Here is a 20,766-nt window from a genome sequence, read left to right as displayed (position 1 = left end):
TTAAGCTCAAGCAACTAAATTTGATTTCATTCAATTTAAGTCATTAGAAGTCAATGTGTTTCTAGTATTTGGAAGTGATCAATCGCAATGAGAGGTACTCGTTACCGCACATTCACTAAAATAATGTTTATTAACTCAAAGAGAGGTATCGGCTACCCTACATGAAGGAAAAAACGGCAAATTTGACATATGAGCGGTACGGGATACTCTACAAGGTTTGCAAAAAGTTCACCAGTAGACCCACATCGAGCGTGTCCCCCTTATTTTACTCAAAAGAAGCCCACTCGCTTTATCCTCAAGAAGCCCACCAGCAGGTCCACATGAAGCAACTCCATCGGTTTTAGCCACAAGAAGCCCACCAGCAGGTCTACATGGAGCAAATCCATCGGTTTTAGCCTCAAGAAGCCCACCAGGAGGTCTACATAGAGCAAATCCATCGGTTTTAGCCCCAAGAAGCCCACCAGCAAGTCCACATTAGAGCAACTCCATCGGTTTTAGCCTCAAATCGATTATAGCCCAAAGAAGCTCACCAGCAGATCCACATCGAGCCAATCCTCATGTATCTACTATAATGAAGCCCACCAACTGAGCTACTTCGAACCAATCCCCGGCAGACTCCACTCGCGCCACGCTCCTCAAACCGCCACCGGCCACAAACAACAAAAAAAGCATGAATTCACCAACCCGGGTGAATTCATGCCCTCTTTATAACATCCTAAGACTGGATAAACACAGTCGCAATCGGTTTGCGATAAACGACCTGATAACCAAGACCCTTGGACAATGCCGCGAGCGGCAGGTAGGTCACCGAGCTGCCCCCGGACTGCTGCAGGTATGCAGGTGTCTCAAGAGGAACGGTTTGACCGTTTACTTTCATCGTATCGGCGCCAATGGTGAAGGCAACGACCTTGTCCCCGGACTTAATGGTAGCCGTACGCGTTGGGCCATCCCAAGCAAGTGTTGCGTTTAATGCTTTTGTGACATCTCGCATGGGGAGGAACGTCGTGTTATTTTTCAAAACAGGCTTATTGACGCTATTCAATGCTTTCCCGTTTACGACAACACTTAGCGGCGTTCCCGCATCCAGCACTTCAGGGTCGCGATAGTCGCCCCAGATACATTTGGCAAACACTCTTCCCATCACGTCGTAACCCGATTGCTTCGGATGAATATCACCTCTGAGGATGGAGGTGTAGCTGAGCTCTTTACCGCGGAACGGCGTCGACACATCGACGGTTCGCACATCGAAGCCTTCTTGCGTCAGCTTAGCGGCAATCGCCTCGGTTTGTGTTTTCAGCTTAGCCACGCCATCGGTTAATACCGCATATTGTTCTTGTGTAATGGTTTGATTAATCGTGGAAGGCTTCGGCGCAGGGAGGTACTGGTCGGCAAACACAACCGTAGCTTTCGGGTTCAATTTGAGAATCGTGCGCAGCGATGCTTCTAATGAAGGATAATAACTAGCCAACAAGGCATCTAACCGGGTTTGCAGTGCCGAAGCACTGATTTCTTCATCATTTAAAATGTCATTGAAGATCGGTGTAAAATCATTCCCGCCGATCGTGAGCACGATCAAATTCGCTTTCTTCAGATCCTCGCCAAGCTGTACGCTCTTCGCGGCGGTTGCTTCAGCCAGTGGATAAGTCGATAAATTCGCTTGCAACTGATCTGCCGTTATACGAGTTCCCGCCGCCGCAGCTTCCAGTAGTTTTTGCAAACCGGGCGATTTCAAACCAAGAATACCGTAATTCTGCAGCTCAGCACGGCCGTGATACAGCGCCTGCTCGTACAGTCGATCGACATAGCCGTAAGGAACGGAGCTTTCCGACATGCCCAGCTCATAACCAAGTGTCAATGAATCGCCAACTCCAACAATTCGAAGCGGTTGGTTAACATCAGCCTTGGGAGCGGTGATTGCTGAAACAGCCATAATAGGCGTTGATAATGAAGCTGCAGCAGAAGCCCAAGCTCCGCTGCTTCCAACTGCACCAACTAACAAAGCAGCCGCCGTGAACGCGATTGTCCAGTTGGGCAATTTCCTGAATTTGCTATACATATTCACCACATCCTTTTGCATAATTATGCGTTTTATTTGATGGTATCAATTTTCAGTTATTTTTTTGAATTGCTGCTGTGTCGTGGTAAAGAACACTTATCACAATCATAAAAATATTAAATTGATATCGTAATGCACTGGTGTTAAAATAATATAATAACTTTTTTCAAGGGATGTATTATTGGAACGCAACCTTTTCATTAACCTGCGTGTACACCTTCATTTTAAGCGATATCGCTTTCGAAATGAAGCCGGATTCCATGAATAAGAATCCATTCCATCCGTTTATTTAAAAATTTCTCATAGAAAGGTTGCATCCAAGTGAAAGAGAACCGTTTAGGATTGCCGCCGAAGCAAGGTCTATACGATCCGCAATTTGAGAAAGACGCCTGCGGAATGGGCTTTGTGGCTAACATCAAGGGAATTAAATCACACACAATTATTCAGCAGGCGCTGACGGTGCTCGAGAACATGGAGCATCGCGGCGGTCAGGGCAGCGAGCCTAACACAGGAGACGGAGCAGGGATTCTACTACAAATCCCGCATGGCTTCTTCTCTCGTGAACTCAGAGAGCTCGGTGTCGAACTGCCTGCAAGCGGCGAATATGCCGTAGGTATGCTGTTCCTGTCGCAAGACGAGAACATTCGCGTGAAGCATGAGCGTGAGCTCGAAGCGATCATCCGTGAGGAAGGCCAGACGCTGCTTGGCTGGCGTACCGTTCCTACGAATGATGAGAAGCTGGGCCACTCGGCGAAATCGGTTAAACCGTATGTTCGTCAAGTATTCATTGGCCGCAGCGCCGAGCTTCAAGATGAGCTTGCTTTCGAACGCAAGATTTATGTCATTCGCAAGCGCGCGGAAATCGCTATTCGCTATTCCGGCGCAGAAGGCGCAGACAGCTTCTATTTCTCCAGCATGTCCAGCAAGAAAATCGTGTACAAAGGGATGCTCACTACAGAGCAGGTTCGCTCGTTCTATGTTGAGCTTAACGACGAAGCGATGGAAACAGCTATCGCGCTTGTTCACTCCCGTTTCTCCACGAACACATTCCCGAGCTGGGAGCGCGCGCATCCATACCGTTATCTTATTCATAACGGCGAGATCAACACGCTTCGCGGTAACGTGAACTGGATGCATGCTCGTCAAACGATGGTCGCTTCGGAGTTATTCGGCGACGATTTGGACAAAATCAAACCGATTATCAATCCGGACGGATCTGATACGGCGATGTTCGATAACACGCTTGAATTCCTTTACCTATCCGGTCGCTCTTTGCCGCATGCGGCGATGATGATGGTTCCGGAGCCTTGGTCCAACCACGAAGGCATGAGTGATGAGAAGAAAGCCTTCTACGAATACCACAGCTGTTTGATGGAGCCGTGGGACGGACCTGCAGCAATGGCATTCACGGATGGCACACAAATCGGAGCCATTCTTGACCGTAACGGTCTTCGTCCTGCCCGTTATTATGTAACGAAGGATGACGTTATCATTCTCGGCTCCGAAGCCGGTACAGTTCCAATCGATCCTGAGAATATCCTTTATAAAGACCGTCTTCGTCCAGGTCGTATGCTGCTTGTCGATACCAAAGAAGGCCGCATCGTATCGGATGAAGAGGTTAAAGCTCAAATCGCAGCGGAGAACCCGTACCGCGAGTGGCTTGATGAGCATCTTATCGGTCTTGATGAGCTTCCTGATGCTCCTGAGCTTCCGGAACCGGATCATGAAACCGTTGAGAATCGTCAACAAGCATTTGGTTATACGTTCGAAGATCTGCGTAAAGTGCTTGAGCCAATGGCAGGCAGCGGCGTAGAGCCGATTGCTTCCATGGGTTACGATGCACCGCTTGCGATTCTGTCCGAGCGTCCGCAGCGTTTGTTCAACTACTTTAAACAAATGTTCGCGCAAGTTACGAATCCGCCAATCGACGCGATTCGCGAAGAAATTATTACAGCTACAGGCACAACGCTGGGTCCAGAGCGCAATCTGCTCCTTGCCGAGCCTGAAAGCTGCCGTCATATTAAATTAGCTTCTCCTGTATTATCGAACGAAGAGTTCGCGAAGCTGCGCCATGTGCGCCGTCCGGGGTTCAAATCCATTACGCTGCCTACGCTGTTTAATGCAGCAGAAGGCGAAGCAGGCTTGCGTTTTGCGATTAAGCAAATGTGCGAAGCGGCTGATCGCGTAATTGGCAAAGGCCATAATATTCTTATTCTGTCTGACCGCGGTGTAGACCGTGAGAATGCGGCGATCCCGTCGCTGCTCGCTGTATCGTCACTGCATCACCATTTGATTCGCGAAGGTACGCGTACGAGAGTCAGCATTTTGCTGGAATCCGGCGAGCCGCGCGAAGTACACCATTTTGCATTGCTGCTCGGTTATGGCGTTAGCGCCGTGAATCCATACCTTGCATTCGAAACGCTCGACGATATGATTCGTCAAGGGCTGCTCAGAGGCGTAACGCACGAGAAAGCTGTGAAAAACTTCATTAAAGCAGCTACGAAAGGCGTCGTTAAGATTCTATCCAAAATGGGTATCTCCACGATCCAATCGTACCGCGGCGCACAAATTTTTGAAGCTGTCGGCTTGAAGGAAGAGCTCGTTGATGAGTACTTCACTTGGACGACTACACGTATTGGCGGTATCGGTCTCGACGTTATCGCAGAAGAGACGCTGAAGCATCATAACCGTGCTTTCGCTGAGCAAGAAGGCCGTGTGAAGGAGCTTGACTCCGGCGGCGAATATCAATGGCGTAAAGACGGCGAAGACCACTTGTTCAGTCCGCAGACGATTCATACGCTGCAAATGGCTTCCCGTTCGAATGACTATAAGCTTTACAAGAAATTCTCCGCGCTTGTTCAAGGCGAAGACAAGAAACATCTGACACTGCGTTCGTTGCTTGATTTCAACTACGATGCAGCACCGGTTTCGATTGATGAAGTTGAATCCGTTGAATCCATCGTGAAACGCTTCAAGACCGGTGCGATGTCCTATGGTTCGATCAGTAAAGAAGCGCATGAAGCACTTGCTATTGCGATGAACCGCATCGGCGGCCGATCCAATACAGGCGAAGGCGGCGAAGATCCGGCACGTTATATTCCGGATGCTAACGGCGATTCCCGCCGCAGTGCGATCAAGCAAGTGGCTTCCGGACGTTTCGGCGTAACGAGCAACTACTTGATTAATGCCGACGAAATCCAAATTAAGATGGCGCAAGGCGCGAAGCCGGGTGAAGGCGGCCAGCTTCCTGGACGTAAGGTTTATCCATGGGTTGCTGAAGTTCGTGGTTCCACACCTGGCGTAGGACTAATCTCCCCGCCTCCGCATCACGATATCTATTCCATTGAGGACTTGGCTGAGCTTATCCATGATTTGAAGAACGCCAACCCTCGTGCACGTATCAACGTGAAGCTCGTATCCGAAGCAGGCGTAGGAACAATCGCTGCCGGCGTTGCCAAAGGCCGCGCAGATGTTATCCTTGTCAGCGGCTACGATGGCGGAACAGGCGCTTCGCCGCTGGCATCGATCCGTCATGCCGGTATGCCGTGGGAGCTTGGACTTGCTGAAACGCACCAAACGCTGATGATCAACAACCTGCGTGACCGCGTAGTCGTTGAGACAGACGGCAAAATCATGAACGGCCGCGACCTTGCCATTGCAGCACTTCTTGGCGCCGAAGAATACGGCTTCTCGACTGCACCGCTTGTTGTTCTAGGCTGCATCATGATGCGTGTCTGCCAATTGGATACTTGTCCGGTTGGTGTTGCTACGCAAAACCCTGAGCTTCGTGCGAAGTTCATGGGCGACCCAAGCCATGTAGCGAACTACATGTTGTTCGTTGCACAAGAGCTGCGCGAGATTATGGCAGAGCTTGGCTTCCGTACGATTCAAGAAATGGTCGGCCGCGTAGATCGTTTGCAAACGAAGGATCTTATCGAGCACTATAAGCTCAAAGGCATCGACCTTAGACCGCTTCTGCACCAGATGGAAGTTCCGCAGGATGCGGCACGCTACTGCACGCAGGAGCAGGATCATAAACTGCATGAATCACTGGATATGCAGCAATTGCTGCCGCTCGCATTGCCTGCGATCGAAACCGGTGAGCAAGTTCGCGCAACATTGCCGATCACGAACATCAACCGCGTAGTTGGTACGATCGTAGGTAGTGAAGTGACTCGCAAGTACGGCGCGAAAGGATTGCCTGAAGATACGATTTCGTTCCACTTTGTCGGCTCTGCCGGTCAAAGCTTCGGCGCATTCGTACCGAAAGGGATCACGCTTTCCTTGGAAGGCGACTCCAATGACTATGTCGGTAAAGGACTTTCCGGCGGTAAAGTGATTGTAGCTCCATCCAAGAAAGCAACATTTAAGGCAGAAGAGAATGTCATTATCGGCAACACGGCTTTCTACGGCGCGACTAACGGTGAAGCTTATATCCGCGGTATCGCGGGCGAGCGTTTCGCAGTTCGTAACTCCGGCGTGAAGGTAGTCGTTGAAGGTGTTGGCGACCACGGCTGTGAGTATATGACAGGCGGCCGCGTCGTTATTCTCGGAGGCACAGGCCGTAACTTCGCAGCCGGTATGTCCGGCGGTGTCGCTTATGTCCTCGATGAAGCAGGCGATTTCTATAAACACTGCAACATCGAAATGGTTCTTCTGGAGCGCGTAGAGGATCCACGTGATTCCGAGGAACTGGAAGACATGATCAAGCGCCATGTGGAGTACACGGGCAGTGCGATCGGCGATCGTCTACTCTCCGATTGGGAGACGTCCAAGACGAAATTTATCAAAATTATCCCGAAAGATTACAAGCGGATGCTGGAGCAAATCGAGAAGATGGAACAAACCGGCCTTGCCGGCGACGAAGCCCTTCTTGCCGCATTTGAAGCCAACATGAAGGAGCTTGCTCGTGTAGGCGGTAACTAATTCTTCTAAGCTAAGACCGATGACGGGATATCCCGTTATCGGTCTTTTTATGCGTTTAGGCAGCACCCTCGATTAACGTGTGTAATGACGTTGTACAAGTTGGACACAAGTCCGTCAATCGCTCAGAACAGATGCTCTCATTCTCGCATATGATACGTTGATAGTTTTATTCAAATCTAATAGAGGAGGTAGATAAAATGGGAGTAACTCAAATCTATGCGGGCCCTACACTTCCGGATGAAGGATTGCAGCAATTTGATGTTTTTATGGACGGTGTCATGCCAACCTATCTGCAATCGCTTATTGCAGCGAATAAGGACGTAGATTTGTTGATGGTTGCAATGGAACAATTCTCAGATGTCTATGTAGCAGCTGGAACGCCGGGAACACCTGAGAATGCCGCTTATTTACGACTTTCAAACAATGTTGCTCCGCCAAGTGAGGACGGGGACATGCTGAAATCGGTCTATGATGTGAATAAGGACGGTATTGTTGACCAAGCGGCTAAGCTGCAGGTGGCCAGAACAATTTCATTAACGGGTGATGTGACGGGGAGTGCAGCTTTTGACGGATCTGCGAACACATCCATCCAATCGACCATCCCAATTGCGACACCAAATGCGAAGGGACTATTCAGTGCCGCAGATAAAACAAAGCTCGATGGGGTAGCTGCCGGAGCAACCAATTACACGCATCCTGCAACGCATCCTGCAACAATGATTACCGAAGATACGGGACATCGCTTCGTTACGGACACGGAAAAAGTTGCCTGGAATACCGTTAAAGGGGATATGATGCGCTCTGTTTATGATACGGATAATGACGGTGTCGTTGATCAAGCAGAGAAGCTGCAAACGGCAAGAACGATCGCAATTAACGGGGATGTAACAGGTACGACGAACTTCGACGGTTCCACTAATGTTACGATCAACGCGGCTATACCTACTGCAACACCAAACGTTAAGGGATTATTCAGTGCCGCAGATAAAACAAAGCTGGATGGAGTTGCAACCGGGGCGAACAACTATACCCATCCTGCCACTCATCCTGCAACGATGATTACCGAAGATACGGGACATCGCTTCGTTTCGGATACGGAGAAAGCAGCATGGAATACCGTGAATGGCGATATGATGCGCTCCGTTTATGATACGGATAATGACGGTATCGTCGATCAAGCAGAGAAACTGCAAACGGCAAGGACGATCGCTATAAACGGAGATGTAACAGGTACGACTACCTTTGACGGTTCCACTAATGTCACGATCAACGCGGCTATACCTACCGTTACACCAAATACGAAAGGGCTCATGCCCGCATCGGATAAATCAAAATTAGACGGCGTTGCGGTCGGAGCAAATAACTATACCCATCCGGTCACGCATCCGGCGACGATGATAACAGAAGATACCACGCACCGATTTGTTACTGATGCTGAGAAAACGGCTTGGTCCAATTCTTCATCAGATGGAGGCATGCGCGGGAATGTACTCAACTACGGAGCCAAGGGCGATGGCGCAACTGATGATACCGCTGCTTTTCAAGCGTGTTTGGACGCAAACAATTTCGCTTATATTCCGACAGGCGTGTATAAGATAAAGACAGTCTACGTGAACAGAGGCGCTACCGTTCGCGGCGAAGGCTTCAATACCGTTATCCAGCCTTATACAGGCGCTACAGGATCTTTGTTTTCCATCAAAGGCGATTATGTCACCTTCGAGAAATTTTACATTCATGGTTTAGGAGTGAATATTCACGGTTTCGCGGACTTTGACGGAGCTCGTACCGATTGGTATGAAAGGTACCATTTTAACGATCTTGTTACTTATAATATAGGTGGTAATACGTTTCATTTAACAGGGCGCGGACTCGATTATATCTTTGATACGTGTTTTATTGATAATTCAGGCGGGTATGGGCTATATGGTCGCAATTTATCGGATAGTCTGATGACCAATTGTAATATCGGCAGCTCGGGAAAAGCAGGTGTTTCAATTGACGGAGGCAATTTCCGCTTTGTTGGAACAAAAATTTATATGAATGGCCGAAACGCGCCGGGATATGCAGGCTTAGAGGCAAGCAATACGCTGGGCGTAAACTTATCGGGCTGTGAAATTCAGCAGAATGTTTATGACGGCATCTTGTTTACTAACGTTGTCGGCTCTTCTATTATGGCGACTGTACTCGACAGTAACAATAAAGTCGGTCTAACCGGCTCATATGCACAATTAAGACTAATCAATTCATCCTTTAATAAAATTGATGCGACAATGATCGATGGACGATTTACAAGTTTTGATCCTCCATATAATACCCCGGGGCTCAACGGTATTGTGCAGGATGATAAATGCTGCTACAACAAATTCGACATTAATTACTACCCATACGAGCTTGTTTACTCCAATAAAGCAAAACATGTCACAACGCCCTTCACGGCGACAGTTAACGACATTTCTTCTATATTCAAGGTAAATAATATGGACTATTTTAACTTCCCTTCTACTCCTGTCGCTGTTGGAACGAATGCCATAATTGGAACCGGTGCGAATCAGGGCAGCAGTGCAAATTTTGTCATCTCTTCCTCATCCGTGAATGGCGGTACGCAGATAAACCTTACGCAAACGGCAAACAAGACAATAGCAGCCAGTGGTGAGTATTATTTCAATAGAGTCGCGCTCTCGATGGCAGGGTTTACAGGGGCTAACAGTCCTTCGGGGAAAAGCAGGGTGTTCATTGCCTATGAGTCAAAAGTGCTCGAAACGGTTCCGGGTGGACTCAGTGTGTTTATCAACATTTCCGAATCCAGCACAGCACATCCAACGCCTGTTACAACGGGCCAAGTGCGTATCATCAATTTGAACAAGAACTCACAATGGATGCCGATTGCCGCGTATAAACCTCTAAGCTATTCAAGAGAGGCGGGCTTCGTCGTCAATCTGGAAATCAATATTAGTTGCAATCAGACTACAACGTTAGCGGCTGCTGATATCGTAGCATCCGTTCGCAACATTCAGGTTGGATTTTATTAGATAGTTGGAATAAAAAGGAAAAACGAACACTTCATTGCAGACCACTTTTCTCAAAGAGTGGTCTATTTTTTGTTTGTAAACGAATGTTAACAATTCTATCATTTGATAGTAAAATATACCGATAATCGACAAAAAAAGATTTTAAATGTGAGAAAGGTCCCACAACCTTCGACATCCTTTTTGGATGAGGTTGGATATAATTAGTGAAGACAAGTAGAACGAGATGTAGAGAGATATATAATACGGGCGAGGTTCATGTAATTGGATTAACAAGAGTTGCAGCTAAGTTCGAGTGGAAGGCGTTAGATTCATTATAAATAGAGGGAGTCGGAGCCGAGGTATGAGAAAAATTGAAGATCAAAGCAAAGAAGGGCAATCATCGAAGGAAACGATTGAGTTGGATGTACTCACTATTATGGAGCAGCTTGGAATAGATCTTTCTAGATGGCCCTCAGACTTACCTCCACTACATAGAAATAAATAAGCGGACAATAAAAACCATAGTCGATACGGACTATGGTTTTACTATGTAATGGAAGCACTATTTCATATTTCTCTCTGCTCGAACGAAAGCGACGAAACGTCGTGTTTCTTCCGGTGATAATTTCTTCCCATCAATAGCCAGCGCAAGTCTGCTTAGCAAATCTTCTTCGGAGAGTTCCAGCTGGTCAACAAATTCACGAATAGGCTCGTCCAACGTGATATGAGGGACATTCGTTCTTCCGACAAGATAGTCGACAGAAACTTTGAATAAATCGGCAAACTTAGATAGTGTTTCCGTATCCGGTTCGCGGCGGTTTTTCTCATAATGGGATAAGGCTGCGCGTGAGATTCCAAGTAATCCCGCTGTCTGTTCTTGTGTCCAACCCCGATCGTCCCTCAGTTTGGCAATACGGTCACCAATATTCATATTTCTCCTCCTAACAGGCTATAACTCCATATTAATACGAAACGCTTACAAATGCATTCATTGCTACGAAATGTCACAATGTAGCTAAAAGCATGAAAAAACTATTGACATGCTACGTTCCGTATCGTAAAGTAAATCATGAAAAGAGATACAATATGTATCACTCACAACTGGTATTATTCATTACCCAGAGAAGCACCGATTATACCTGCTGACTTTCACAATACTCCAATTTTTTCTTTATAAAGTGGTATTTCTAATTCAATTAACTGGAGGTATTTAAGTGGAACTGAAGGATTATTTGAAAATCATTCGCAAGAGGCTCCTTCTTATCTCGGCAATCGTAATGGTGACTTGCGTGTTAATCGGGGTTAAGACATACCTATACACAGATCTGGTATATCAAGCTACTGCGAAACTGATTGTGAGTCAATCCTTTGAAGTTGGCGGCACAAGAACAATAGACTGGGATGTCATTCAATCTAATATCAGGCTTATAAGCTCCTATAAAGAAATTATCAATTCGTCAGCGATCTTGAACAAAGTAGTGAGTAACTATCCGGATTTAAAAGCTTCGCCCGGCGAGCTGAGCTCCTTGTTAGAAGTTAGCGCCGCGAGTGATTCGCAGGTAATGAATATAAACGCAACAGATATTTCATATGAACGAGCAGCCCATATCGTGAATGCCGTTGCTACCGTCTTCAAGAATGAAATCCCGTCCATTATGAAGGTGGATAACGTTACCATCTTGTCAGAAGCGAATCCGAGCTCGGATGGCTCTTCGATTAATAAAAGCCCTATATTCTATATCGCCTTGAGCTTTATCGTATCTCTAATGCTGGCTATCGGCTTTGTCTTCTTACTCGATTACTTGGATGACACGATCAAGAGTGAAGATGATGTTCTCCAATCGCTCGAGCTTCCGGTACTGTCACATATTACGAAAATCAATAAATCGGATTTGAATCCCCGAAAGACGCGTGTATCCGAAAAAAAAGTAGGTGAAGGCACATATGTCACAGCAAGACAATAAACAGCGTCATCTTATTTCGGCAATTAATCCCATGTCTCCAATCTCTGAAGCGTATCGCACTTTGCGTACGAATATTCAATTCTCCGCCATTGATCAGCCTATGAAAGTGCTAATGGTTGCTTCTGCAAGTGAAGGAGAGGGCAAGACAACTACGGTCACGAATCTAGCCGTGACTTACGCACAAGAAGGGAAGAAAGTGCTTCTCATTGATACGGATCTGCGAAGACCTACGTTACATCATGTATTTCAACTAACGAATCGATCGGGGCTAACCAGTGCCATTCTGAATCAGCAGGTACTTGCGGATGTGATTAGGGAAACGAGTGTAGAAAATCTCTTTGTCCTCACTTCCGGACCTATTCCGCCTAATCCTTCTGAAATATTGGGATCACAGCGTATGCAAACACTGATTGATGAGCTGAAGGGCATGTTCGATGTCATTCTCTTTGATACGCCTCCTGTTCTTCCGGTGGCTGACAGCCTTATTGTTACATCCTATTGCGACGGAATCATCCTTGTCGTTCATGCAGGCAAGGTGAAGAAGGAGCTTCTAAAGAAAGCGAAAGCCAGCTTGGAGCATGCAAAATCCCGCATATTAGGTGTCGTTCTCAATAATAATGAACGCTCTAAGCATGACGGACAATATTACTACTATTACGGCAGAAAATAATAGTTGGCAGCAAGTGAACATTCCTTGGGTGATGTCTACTGGACCTGTATCACACGTAGGCACTCGATCATGCTGTGGGCTGGCTTGCCAGCCTTAGACGTTCATCGTCAAGGGTGTGATGTGAGGCAGGGTTTAATGCCCTCTAATACTGCGGCCATAAACGGCTAAAAAAACGAGCTATGTTTTTAATGCAAATAAAGGTATAGCTGGTTTTTTTAACAGCAGCATATTCCTTAAGAATTTAGAATAATAGGGGTGAATGATGATGAAACAGGTTCGAAAAGCGATCATTCCAGCTGCAGGTTTAGGGACGCGATTCTTACCGGCAACGAAGGCTATGCCCAAAGAGATGCTTCCGATTGTAGACAAACCTACCATACAATACATCGTGGAAGAAGCTATAGCCTCCGGGATCGAAGATATTATTATCGTAACGGGCAAAGGAAAGCGTGCAATCGAGGACCACTTCGACATTGCTTTCGAGCTGGAATCCAGCTTGATCGAGAAAGGCAAGATGGAGCTGCTCGGGGAAGTACGCAAATCATCAAGTGTCGATATTCATTATATCCGCCAGAAAGAACCCAAAGGTTTGGGACATGCGGTATGGTGTGCTCGTAAGTTTATCGGGAATGAGCCATTTGCGGTCCTCTTGGGGGACGATATCGTAGTTGCTGATGTACCTTGTACCAAACAACTGATCAATCAATATGACCTTGTACAACGATCTGTTATCGGGGTCCAAGCCATATCTATTGAATTGATGGAGCGCTACGGAGTAGTTGACCCTTTAGAGGCTATTGGCAAGCTCTATTCCGTCAATCGTTTTGTAGAGAAACCTAAATTAGGTACAGCCCCATCCAATTTAGCCATTATGGGAAGATACATTCTGACCCCTGAGATCTTTGACTTCCTAGAGAATCAAGAAGCCGGTGCAGGTGGAGAAATTCAACTGACGGATGCGATTCAGAAGTTAAACGAGTTTCAAGGCGTCTATGCCTACGACTTCGACGGCAAACGTTATGACGTTGGCGAGAAGTTAGGCTTTATTACGACCATACTGGATTTTGCGCTGCACAATAACGAGCTGCGCCTTCCATTGTTAACGGCGCTTGAGGAGATCCTTGAAAATGAACGTTTGAAGAAATATAACTTGTAGACAGGTGGGAAAGAATGAGTTTATCCACACAGCGCAATGATGGGGATGTCGTGCTCAAAGCCAAGCTTTCTACTTCAATTCAATCGAGAGAGAGAGCAAGAGGTCTTGTTCAGTACCTGATGCTAAAACGAGCTATAGATATTGTTTGTGCAGCTATCGGACTGATCTGCTTAATTCCTTTGTTCATTATCATCGCGATTATGATCAAAGTGGAGGACCCGCGAGGTCCTATTTTTTTTCACCAGGTTCGAATTGGCAAGAATGAAAAGCCGTTTCGCATGTATAAGTTCCGCTCGATGGTATCGAATGCAGAAGTCTTGCTTGACGGGCTGTTAAGTCAGAACGAAATTAACGGAGCCATGTTCAAGATGAAAGAAGACCCCCGTGTTACAAGAGTCGGGAGGTTCATCAGAAAAACCAGTATCGATGAGCTGCCACAGCTATGGAATGTCATTAAGGGCGAGATGTCCATTGTCGGTCCCAGGCCACCATTACCCAGAGAAGTAGCAGAATATACGAGTTATGACAAATTACGACTCAAAGCAATGCCCGGCTGCACCGGTTTGTGGCAGATCAGCGGAAGAAACGGGTTAAGCTTCGGTGAGATGGTGGAGTTAGATCTGGCCTACATCGAACAAAGAAGCATTTACTTTGATATCAAAATTATGTGTAAGACCGTAAAAGTAATCGTTGGCAGGAAAGATGCCTTTTAACTTGATTCGAGGTGCAAATATGGATAAAAGCTCTACGATATACGTTGCCGGCCATAGAGGTCTGGTAGGTTCGGCAATTCTAAGGGAATTAGAGAGAAGAGGGTACAAGAATCTCATTTACCGATCCAGTAAAGAGCTGGATTTAAGAAAGTTTGATCAGGTTCAGGACTTCTTCGAGAATCATCACATTGACTATGTGTTTCTCGCCGCAGCTAAAGTAGGCGGTATCGTGGCAAACAATGATTTCCCTGCGGATTTCATTCGTGATAATTTACTGATTCAAACGAATGTGATCGATTCCGCTTATCGTGCCAACGTGAAGAAACTCATGTTTCTGGGATCCACATGCATTTATCCTAAATTTGCACCGCAGCCGCTGAAGGAAGAATATCTGCTGACCGGTGAGCTAGAGCCAACGAATCAACCGTACGCCGTTGCCAAAATTGCCGGGATCAGTATGTGTCAGTCCTATAATCGTCAATATGGAACGCAATTCATCTCCGTAATGCCTACCAATATGTATGGGCCAAATGATAACTTCGATTTGAAGACTTCACATGTGTTACCTGCACTTATCCGGAAGTTTCATGAAGCTAAAGCAGCTAATGCCGAGCAAGTGGAGGTATGGGGAACGGGACAGCCAAGACGAGAGTTTCTACATTCGGATGACCTGGCAGAAGCCTGTGTTTTCCTAATGGAACATTACGCGGATAGTGAGATCGTGAATGTCGGCGTAGGCGATGATATTTCCATTCGCGAGTTGGCGGAATTAATCAAGCGCATAGTGGGATATCAAGGAGAGATTCGTTTCAATACCTCGTTGCCGGATGGAACACCAAGGAAGCTGGTTGATGTTACGAAGATCAACCGTCTAGGCTGGAAGGCTAGAATTTCCTTGGAGGATGGCATTAGCTCCGCATACATGGCATTCCAAAATGACTATTTAGTTAACCAATAAAAAAGATCAAGTGGAGGAAAACACATGCAAAAGCGTGCTCTGATTACGGGTATTACCGGTCAAGACGGATCCTATTTGGCAGAACTCTTGCTTGATAAAGGCTACGAGGTCTACGGGCTGAGAAGAAGAACCAGTACCCCCAATTACGAGAATGTGAGCCATATTAAAGATCAGATCAAATGGATTTCAGGAGACTTGACAGATCTCGCCTCCCTTATTGAGGCAGTCAAAGCATCTGATCCGGATGAAGTTTATAATCTGGCGGCCCAATCCTTTGTAGCGGCTTCTTGGCCGCAGCCTTTATTGACGGGCCAAATCACGGCATTGTCTGTCACGAATATGTTGGAGGCCGTAAGGATTATGAAGCCTACTGCGAGATTCTATCAGGCATCGAGCAGTGAAATGTATGGCAAAGTGTTGGAAACGCCTCAGAAGGAAACAACGCCATTCTATCCACGCAGCCCATATGGTGTAGCTAAGGTGTATGGGCATTGGATTACAGTCAACTATCGGGAAAGCTTCAATATGTTTGCTTGCTCCGGCATTTTATTTAATCATGAATCGCCTCGTCGCGGACAAGAGTTTGTTACACGCAAAGTAACAGATGCGGTTGCGAGAATAAAGCTGGGTCTGCAGAAAGAGCTTAGAATGGGCAATCTCGATTCTTTGCGCGATTGGGGTTTTGCAGGGGATTATGTGAAAGCGATGTGGCTGATGCTCCAACAGGATGAGCCAGAGGATTACGTGATTTCAACAGGTGAAATGCACACTGTTAAAGAGCTTCTTGAAGTGGCATTTTCCTATGTAGGATTGAATTATGAGGATTATGTTGTCATAGATCAAGAATTTGTGCGTCCTGCCGAAGTGGATTTGTTGCTCGGAGATTGCACAAAGGCGAAGGAAAAACTAGGCTGGGAATTGAAGGTTGGTTTCCATCAGCTGATTCAGATGATGGTAGATGAAGATTTGAAGCGAGTCAGAGCTGAGGATCGTTACAATCAGCTCATGCTGGCGCACTGAGTTTCTACATATAATATCAAATTCATGAGCAGAGAAGGGCATCCCCAAGATGCCCTTTTTACGGTGCAAGGAGGTATCTCGTGATGATCCGAACCGTTGATAAGTCGATGATCCCTACATGTAACATTCTAGGGGTGAATGTAGCTGCAATTAATATGAAGTGGCTGCTTGATTATTTGAATGAGAATATCGAGAAATTAGCCGGTGACTATATTTGTGTTTCCAACGTTCATACTACCGTGATCAGCTATGAAGAGCCGGAGTATCGGGCTGTTCAGAATGGCGGTATCTTGGCCATTCCAGACGGGGGTCCACTGTCTACCATTGGCAGAAAACGCGGATATGAGAACATGGCCAGGACGACCGGTCCTAGTCTTATGGAGGAAGTTTTTCAGGTTTCTGTGGAGAGAGGTTACCGCCACTTCTTCTATGGTTCTACAGAAGAAACGTTAAACAAGCTACATACCAAGCTGAACGAAAGTCATGCAGGCATTGAAATCGCCGGGATATACAGTCCGCCGTTCCGACCGATGACCGATGAAGAGGATAAAGCCATTGTAGAGATGATCAATGCCAGTAAACCTGATTTTATATGGGTTGGGCTTGGGGCACCGAAGCAGGAGAAGTGGATGGCAGCTCATCAGGGCAAGGTAAACGGTTTGATGATCGGCATTGGAGCCGGATTTGATTATTATGCAGCTAATATAGCACGGGCTCCCGAATGGATGCAGAACAATAATTTGGAATGGCTGTATAGGCTGATACAGGATCCCAAACGGTTGTTTAAGAGGTATTTTCATACGAACACGAGGTTTATATGGCTTGTTGCGAGAGGGAAATGAATCTATGGCTAAGCATCCTAAAATCTGTATGATTGTTCAACATCCCATGGTCAAAGGTGGAATCGCTGCAGTCGTAGGCGGTTATCGAGGATCTATATTGGAAAATGACTATCAAGTCAGATATGTTGAATCTTATATGGACGGGAACAAATATAGAAAGCTCTTCAAAGCCATTGCGGGGTATGTTGATTTTCTTACTGTGCTTCTGATGGAGAAACCAGAGCTTGTCCATATCCATTCTTCTTTCGGACCGAGTTTCTATCGGAAGCTGCCGTTTATCTACATGGCCGGTTGGTTTAGGGTTCCTGTTATCAATCATTGTCATGGTGCGGACTTCGATTCCTTCTATATAAACGCGAGTCCCGGGAAGAAGAAGCTGGTTCAAAAAACATATAACAAATGTACGACCGTGCTTGCCCTTTCTACGGAATGGAAAGAACGGCTTAGCACGATTGTGCAGCATGAGAAAATTGAAGTCATTGAGAATTATAGCAGTATTCATGAAGATGCCATACAAGAGAGAGCAAACCGAAGCAGCAATCATCAGATTCTCTTCTTAGGAGAAATTGGTCATCGAAAGGGCTGCTATGACATCCCGGCTATTGTGGAGCGGGTCGCACGCAAGTTTCCGAAAGTGAAATTTGTACTTGGCGGCAGCGGCGATATTGAATCGTTACGTCATGCGTTATTAGAAAGAGGCGTGGAACAGCATGTTGTCTTCCCTGGCTGGGTAAGAGGCGAAGAAAAGGATCGGCTGCTTCGTGAGAGTGATATCTTCTTGCTTCCTTCCTACAACGAAGGGATGCCAATGGCTATCTTAGATGCAATGGGCTATGGGATGCCAATTGTAAGCACCTGCGTAGGCGGCGTTCCCAAAATCGTTCATGATGGGGTAAACGGATATGTTTGTAAGCCCGGGGATGTAGAGAAGCTTAGCGATGCTTTAATTAAGATGCTCCAGAATGAAGAGCTCTGCAAACAATACGGCGATTCCAGCGTGAACATCGTGAAGCAAGGCTACTCCTTTGAAGGGCATGCAAACCGATTAACTCGTTTATATCAAAACGTATTAACCGGAAACAAAAATAATCAAGTAGGGGTTTTAAGCGAATGAAAAAGGTTCTCTTTGTAATCCCAACATTAACAACCGGCGGAGCAGAAAAGAGCTTAGTCAATCTCTTAAATCTGTTTGATTATTCAACGTACCGCGTAGACCTACTGTTATTTAAACAAGAGGGCGTATTCATTAAACAGGTGCCCAAAGAGGTTAACATTCTTCCTATCCCGAACACGTTGAAATATGCGTTTAAGGCGCTCGATGCGGATGGCATGAAACAAATCTCATCTTTGAATTCTAATATTAGAAGGTATTTAGGTGTGTTTTTGACAAGAGTCAAATATAAAAGCAACCGGAATTTGGGATCCCAGATTCGCTGGAACCTGTTATTTAAACGTGCGATTAAGGAGCTGCCCGGGGAGTATGACGTAGCCATTTCCTATATACATGGTGAAGCGATGTACTACGTCGCTGATAAAGTGCATGCCAAGAAGAAAATGATTTGGGTGCACAATGACTACAACGCTGAGGGCTTCGATAAAGAGTTGGATCGGCCGTATTTTGCGAAATTCGATAAAATCGTCTCCATCTCTGATGAGTGTGTAAATATATTCTGTGATAGCTTTCCTGATGCCGCGGCACGTACCGTTTACATCCCCAATCTCACATCATCCGCTTTAGTTAAGCAAATGGCGCTCGAGTTTCAACCGGATGAATATGTGCAGGCTAGGGGAAGTGAACCTGATAAGGTGATCCTGCTTTCCATTGGCAGGCTTGTCACTCAAAAAGGATTTGATGTGGCCATTCAAGCGGCAAAACACTTGCAGGATCAGAACATCAATTTTATCTGGTATATTATCGGCCAAGGTGAGCTAAGAGAGAAGCTGCAGAAGCAGATTATTGAAGCGAATGTTGAGCAGCGATTCATTTTATTGGGGATTAGGGAGAATCCATATCCCTACTATTACCATTGTAATATTTTCGTTCAGCCCTCTCGATATGAAGGGAAGTCAGTAGCGCTAGATGAAGCGAAAATTCTTGCGAAGCCGATTATTGTTTCTAATTATGATACCGTGAAGGATCAAATTATCGAGGATGCAGAAGGAATCATTGTACCGCTGGAGCCGGAGCAAATCGCCGCAGCCGTTATAGACTTAATAAATGATCCTCGCAAGAGTAAGCAGCTTAGTGAGTATTTAATTAGGCACGAGTATGGCAATGAAGAGCTAATCGAAATGTATTATAGGCATATCGGCTAAGCACGCTGGAAGTTGAATTTTGCTCGAAGGGGATTAGTGATATGGCTGTTAACAAGTATTTATTTGTAACGAATTCGCTTTCTTCCGGAGGCGCGGAGCGTGTGGTCTCCATATTAGCAAGCGGTATTGCTGAGAGAGGGTATGAGGTTCATTTAGTCCTTTATGAAAGGGTACAGCATGAATATCCGATCTCTGACAAAGTACATATTCATCTTCTGCCTAAAAATAAGGGAGATAGCCGAATCAAGTATTTTGCGAATAAGCTCGCAGCCATGAGACGGACGATACGTGAAGTCAACCCCAATATCATCATTCCTTTCTTACCGGATCAAGTGAACCACTTCTTTATTGCATCCCGATTTATGAAGATTCCTTTCGTCGCTACGGTTAGAAATAATCCGTTTCAATATCCGGATTCGAAACGAAAGAGAGCCGTTGGTAAGATCGTCGCTTTGTTTTCAACCGGGATAATGCTTCAAACGGAAGAACAAGCCGGCTTTTTCCCGAAATTTGCAAAGCGTAAAACGCTCGTAGTTCCGAATCCGGTTAGTAATGACTTAATCGATTGTCATTATCCGAAGCGGGACTCCATTCAGGAAATAGCTACATTCGGGAGATTAAATACCCAGAAGAACCAGGAGCTGTTAATCGAGGCTTTCGCAGTGGCTTATGAAGCCAATCCGAGCTTAAGATTGAGCTTGTATGGGGCAGGAGAAGAAGCAAACAAATTGATGGATCTGGTGAAGAGTCGAAGCATCCAGGATGTTGTAACGTTTAGAGGAAGAGTATCGAACGTCGCTGAAGCGTTGGTATCTACCGATCTGTTCGTTTTATCGTCGAACTATGAAGGGATGCCGAATGCTTTAATGGAAGCGATGGCTGTCGGATTGCCTTGTATCTCAACGGATTGCCCGACAGGCCCTAAAGACTTAATTAACAACATGTCGGATGGTATTCTGGTGAAGCGTAATAACGTCAGCGAGCTGGCAGCGGCGATTAACTATTGTGTGACGAATCCCGCTTTTTGCAATGAAGCAGGAAAAGCAGCCAAGCAAAAAATGAAAAAAGAATATCAAGTAGATATCATTATCGATAAATTTATTAGAGAAATAAACGGGATAAAAGGGTGCTCATAAA

Annotated in this window: 15 protein-coding genes; 12 read left to right on the top strand and 3 right to left on the bottom strand. The window is 46.0% G+C overall.

Annotated features, from left to right (window positions below):
• Positions 1-269 precede the first annotated feature (269 nt).
• Positions 270-473 carry a hypothetical protein gene (locus tag AC0YN4_RS16615; protein ID WP_475782202.1) on the bottom strand — a complete coding sequence of 68 codons (204 nt, stop codon included), beginning with the start codon at positions 471-473 and terminating at the stop codon, positions 270-272.
• A gap of 242 nt (positions 474-715) precedes the next feature.
• On the bottom strand, positions 716-2,056 hold the full coding sequence (locus AC0YN4_RS16610; RefSeq protein ID WP_475836205.1) for an SGNH/GDSL hydrolase family protein: 1,341 nt from the start codon (positions 2,054-2,056) through the stop codon (positions 716-718).
• 321 nt (positions 2,057-2,377) lie between these two features.
• On the opposite strand from AC0YN4_RS16610, the gene gltB reads away from it, so the two are divergent.
• Positions 2,378-6,982, top strand: a complete 4,605-nt coding sequence (gene gltB / locus AC0YN4_RS16605; RefSeq protein WP_475836204.1) for a glutamate synthase large subunit — start codon at positions 2,378-2,380, stop codon at positions 6,980-6,982.
• Positions 6,983-7,179: 197 nt separating this feature from the next.
• Positions 7,180-10,011, top strand: coding sequence for a right-handed parallel beta-helix repeat-containing protein (locus tag AC0YN4_RS16600; protein WP_475836203.1), 2,832 nt, complete (start codon positions 7,180-7,182; stop codon positions 10,009-10,011).
• Between the two features lie 541 nt (positions 10,012-10,552).
• Here the strand turns inward: AC0YN4_RS16600 and AC0YN4_RS16595 are convergent.
• Positions 10,553-10,921 (bottom strand): helix-turn-helix domain-containing protein, encoded by a 369-nt coding sequence (locus tag AC0YN4_RS16595; RefSeq protein WP_475782198.1) that lies wholly within the window; start codon positions 10,919-10,921, stop codon positions 10,553-10,555.
• Positions 10,922-11,204: 283 nt separating this feature from the next.
• On the opposite strand from AC0YN4_RS16595, the gene AC0YN4_RS16590 reads away from it, so the two are divergent.
• The 10 genes from AC0YN4_RS16590 to AC0YN4_RS16545 all read left to right on the top strand — a co-directional run bounded on the left by AC0YN4_RS16590 (position 11,205) and on the right by AC0YN4_RS16545 (position 20,765).
• Positions 11,205-11,954 (top strand): YveK family protein, encoded by a 750-nt coding sequence (locus AC0YN4_RS16590; RefSeq protein ID WP_475782197.1) that lies wholly within the window; start codon positions 11,205-11,207, stop codon positions 11,952-11,954.
• Positions 11,935-12,624 carry a CpsD/CapB family tyrosine-protein kinase gene (locus AC0YN4_RS16585; RefSeq protein ID WP_475782196.1) on the top strand — a complete coding sequence of 230 codons (690 nt, stop codon included), beginning with the start codon at positions 11,935-11,937 and terminating at the stop codon, positions 12,622-12,624. The genes AC0YN4_RS16590 and AC0YN4_RS16585 overlap by 20 nt, the downstream gene beginning before the upstream one ends.
• Positions 12,625-12,889: 265 nt before the next feature.
• Positions 12,890-13,780, top strand: coding sequence for a UTP--glucose-1-phosphate uridylyltransferase GalU (gene galU, locus AC0YN4_RS16580; protein ID WP_475782195.1), 891 nt, complete (start codon positions 12,890-12,892; stop codon positions 13,778-13,780).
• A 14-nt stretch (positions 13,781-13,794) separates the two neighbouring features.
• Positions 13,795-14,493 carry a sugar transferase gene (locus tag AC0YN4_RS16575; RefSeq protein WP_475782194.1) on the top strand — a complete coding sequence of 233 codons (699 nt, stop codon included), beginning with the start codon at positions 13,795-13,797 and terminating at the stop codon, positions 14,491-14,493.
• Between the two features lie 19 nt (positions 14,494-14,512).
• The gene (locus AC0YN4_RS16570) at positions 14,513-15,451 is read left to right on the top strand and encodes a GDP-L-fucose synthase family protein (RefSeq protein WP_475836202.1); all 939 of its coding nucleotides are present in this window, start codon (positions 14,513-14,515) and stop codon (positions 15,449-15,451) included.
• A gap of 24 nt (positions 15,452-15,475) precedes the next feature.
• Positions 15,476-16,471, top strand: coding sequence for a GDP-mannose 4,6-dehydratase (gene gmd / locus AC0YN4_RS16565; RefSeq protein WP_475782192.1), 996 nt, complete (start codon positions 15,476-15,478; stop codon positions 16,469-16,471).
• 83 nt (positions 16,472-16,554) lie between these two features.
• On the top strand, positions 16,555-17,313 hold the full coding sequence (locus AC0YN4_RS16560; RefSeq protein WP_475836201.1) for a WecB/TagA/CpsF family glycosyltransferase: 759 nt from the start codon (positions 16,555-16,557) through the stop codon (positions 17,311-17,313).
• A gap of 4 nt (positions 17,314-17,317) precedes the next feature.
• Positions 17,318-18,427 carry a glycosyltransferase family 4 protein gene (locus tag AC0YN4_RS16555; protein WP_475782190.1) on the top strand — a complete coding sequence of 370 codons (1,110 nt, stop codon included), beginning with the start codon at positions 17,318-17,320 and terminating at the stop codon, positions 18,425-18,427.
• Positions 18,424-19,629: a glycosyltransferase gene (locus tag AC0YN4_RS16550; protein ID WP_475782189.1), complete on the top strand. Its 1,206-nt coding sequence runs from the start codon at positions 18,424-18,426 to the stop codon at positions 19,627-19,629. Before AC0YN4_RS16555 ends, AC0YN4_RS16550 begins: the two co-directional genes overlap by 4 nt.
• 41 nt (positions 19,630-19,670) lie before the next feature.
• Positions 19,671-20,765 (top strand): glycosyltransferase, encoded by a 1,095-nt coding sequence (locus AC0YN4_RS16545; RefSeq protein ID WP_475836200.1) that lies wholly within the window; start codon positions 19,671-19,673, stop codon positions 20,763-20,765.
• Position 20,766 lies beyond the last annotated feature (1 nt).

Source organism: Paenibacillus sp. J22R3, from assembly GCF_056269305.1.
The sequence above is the reverse complement of the archived record's forward strand: the minus strand, read 5'-3'. Positions and strand labels throughout refer to the sequence as shown.

Coding starts and splice junctions, on each gene's coding strand:
- AC0YN4_RS16545 (WP_475836200.1), top strand. CDS start 19,671: ATGGCTGTTAACAAGTATTTATTTGTAACGAATTCGCTTTCTTCCGGA.
- AC0YN4_RS16555 (WP_475782190.1), top strand. CDS start 17,318: ATGGCTAAGCATCCTAAAATCTGTATGATTGTTCAACATCCCATGGTC.
- gmd (WP_475782192.1), top strand. CDS start 15,476: ATGCAAAAGCGTGCTCTGATTACGGGTATTACCGGTCAAGACGGATCC.
- AC0YN4_RS16585 (WP_475782196.1), top strand. CDS start 11,935: ATGTCACAGCAAGACAATAAACAGCGTCATCTTATTTCGGCAATTAAT.
- AC0YN4_RS16600 (WP_475836203.1), top strand. CDS start 7,180: ATGGGAGTAACTCAAATCTATGCGGGCCCTACACTTCCGGATGAAGGA.
- AC0YN4_RS16560 (WP_475836201.1), top strand. CDS start 16,555: ATGATCCGAACCGTTGATAAGTCGATGATCCCTACATGTAACATTCTA.
- AC0YN4_RS16595 (WP_475782198.1), bottom strand. CDS start 10,921: ATGAATATTGGTGACCGTATTGCCAAACTGAGGGACGATCGGGGTTGG.
- AC0YN4_RS16610 (WP_475836205.1), bottom strand. CDS start 2,056: ATGTATAGCAAATTCAGGAAATTGCCCAACTGGACAATCGCGTTCACG.
- AC0YN4_RS16575 (WP_475782194.1), top strand. CDS start 13,795: ATGAGTTTATCCACACAGCGCAATGATGGGGATGTCGTGCTCAAAGCC.
- galU (WP_475782195.1), top strand. CDS start 12,890: ATGAAACAGGTTCGAAAAGCGATCATTCCAGCTGCAGGTTTAGGGACG.
- AC0YN4_RS16550 (WP_475782189.1), top strand. CDS start 18,424: ATGAAAAAGGTTCTCTTTGTAATCCCAACATTAACAACCGGCGGAGCA.
- AC0YN4_RS16570 (WP_475836202.1), top strand. CDS start 14,513: ATGGATAAAAGCTCTACGATATACGTTGCCGGCCATAGAGGTCTGGTA.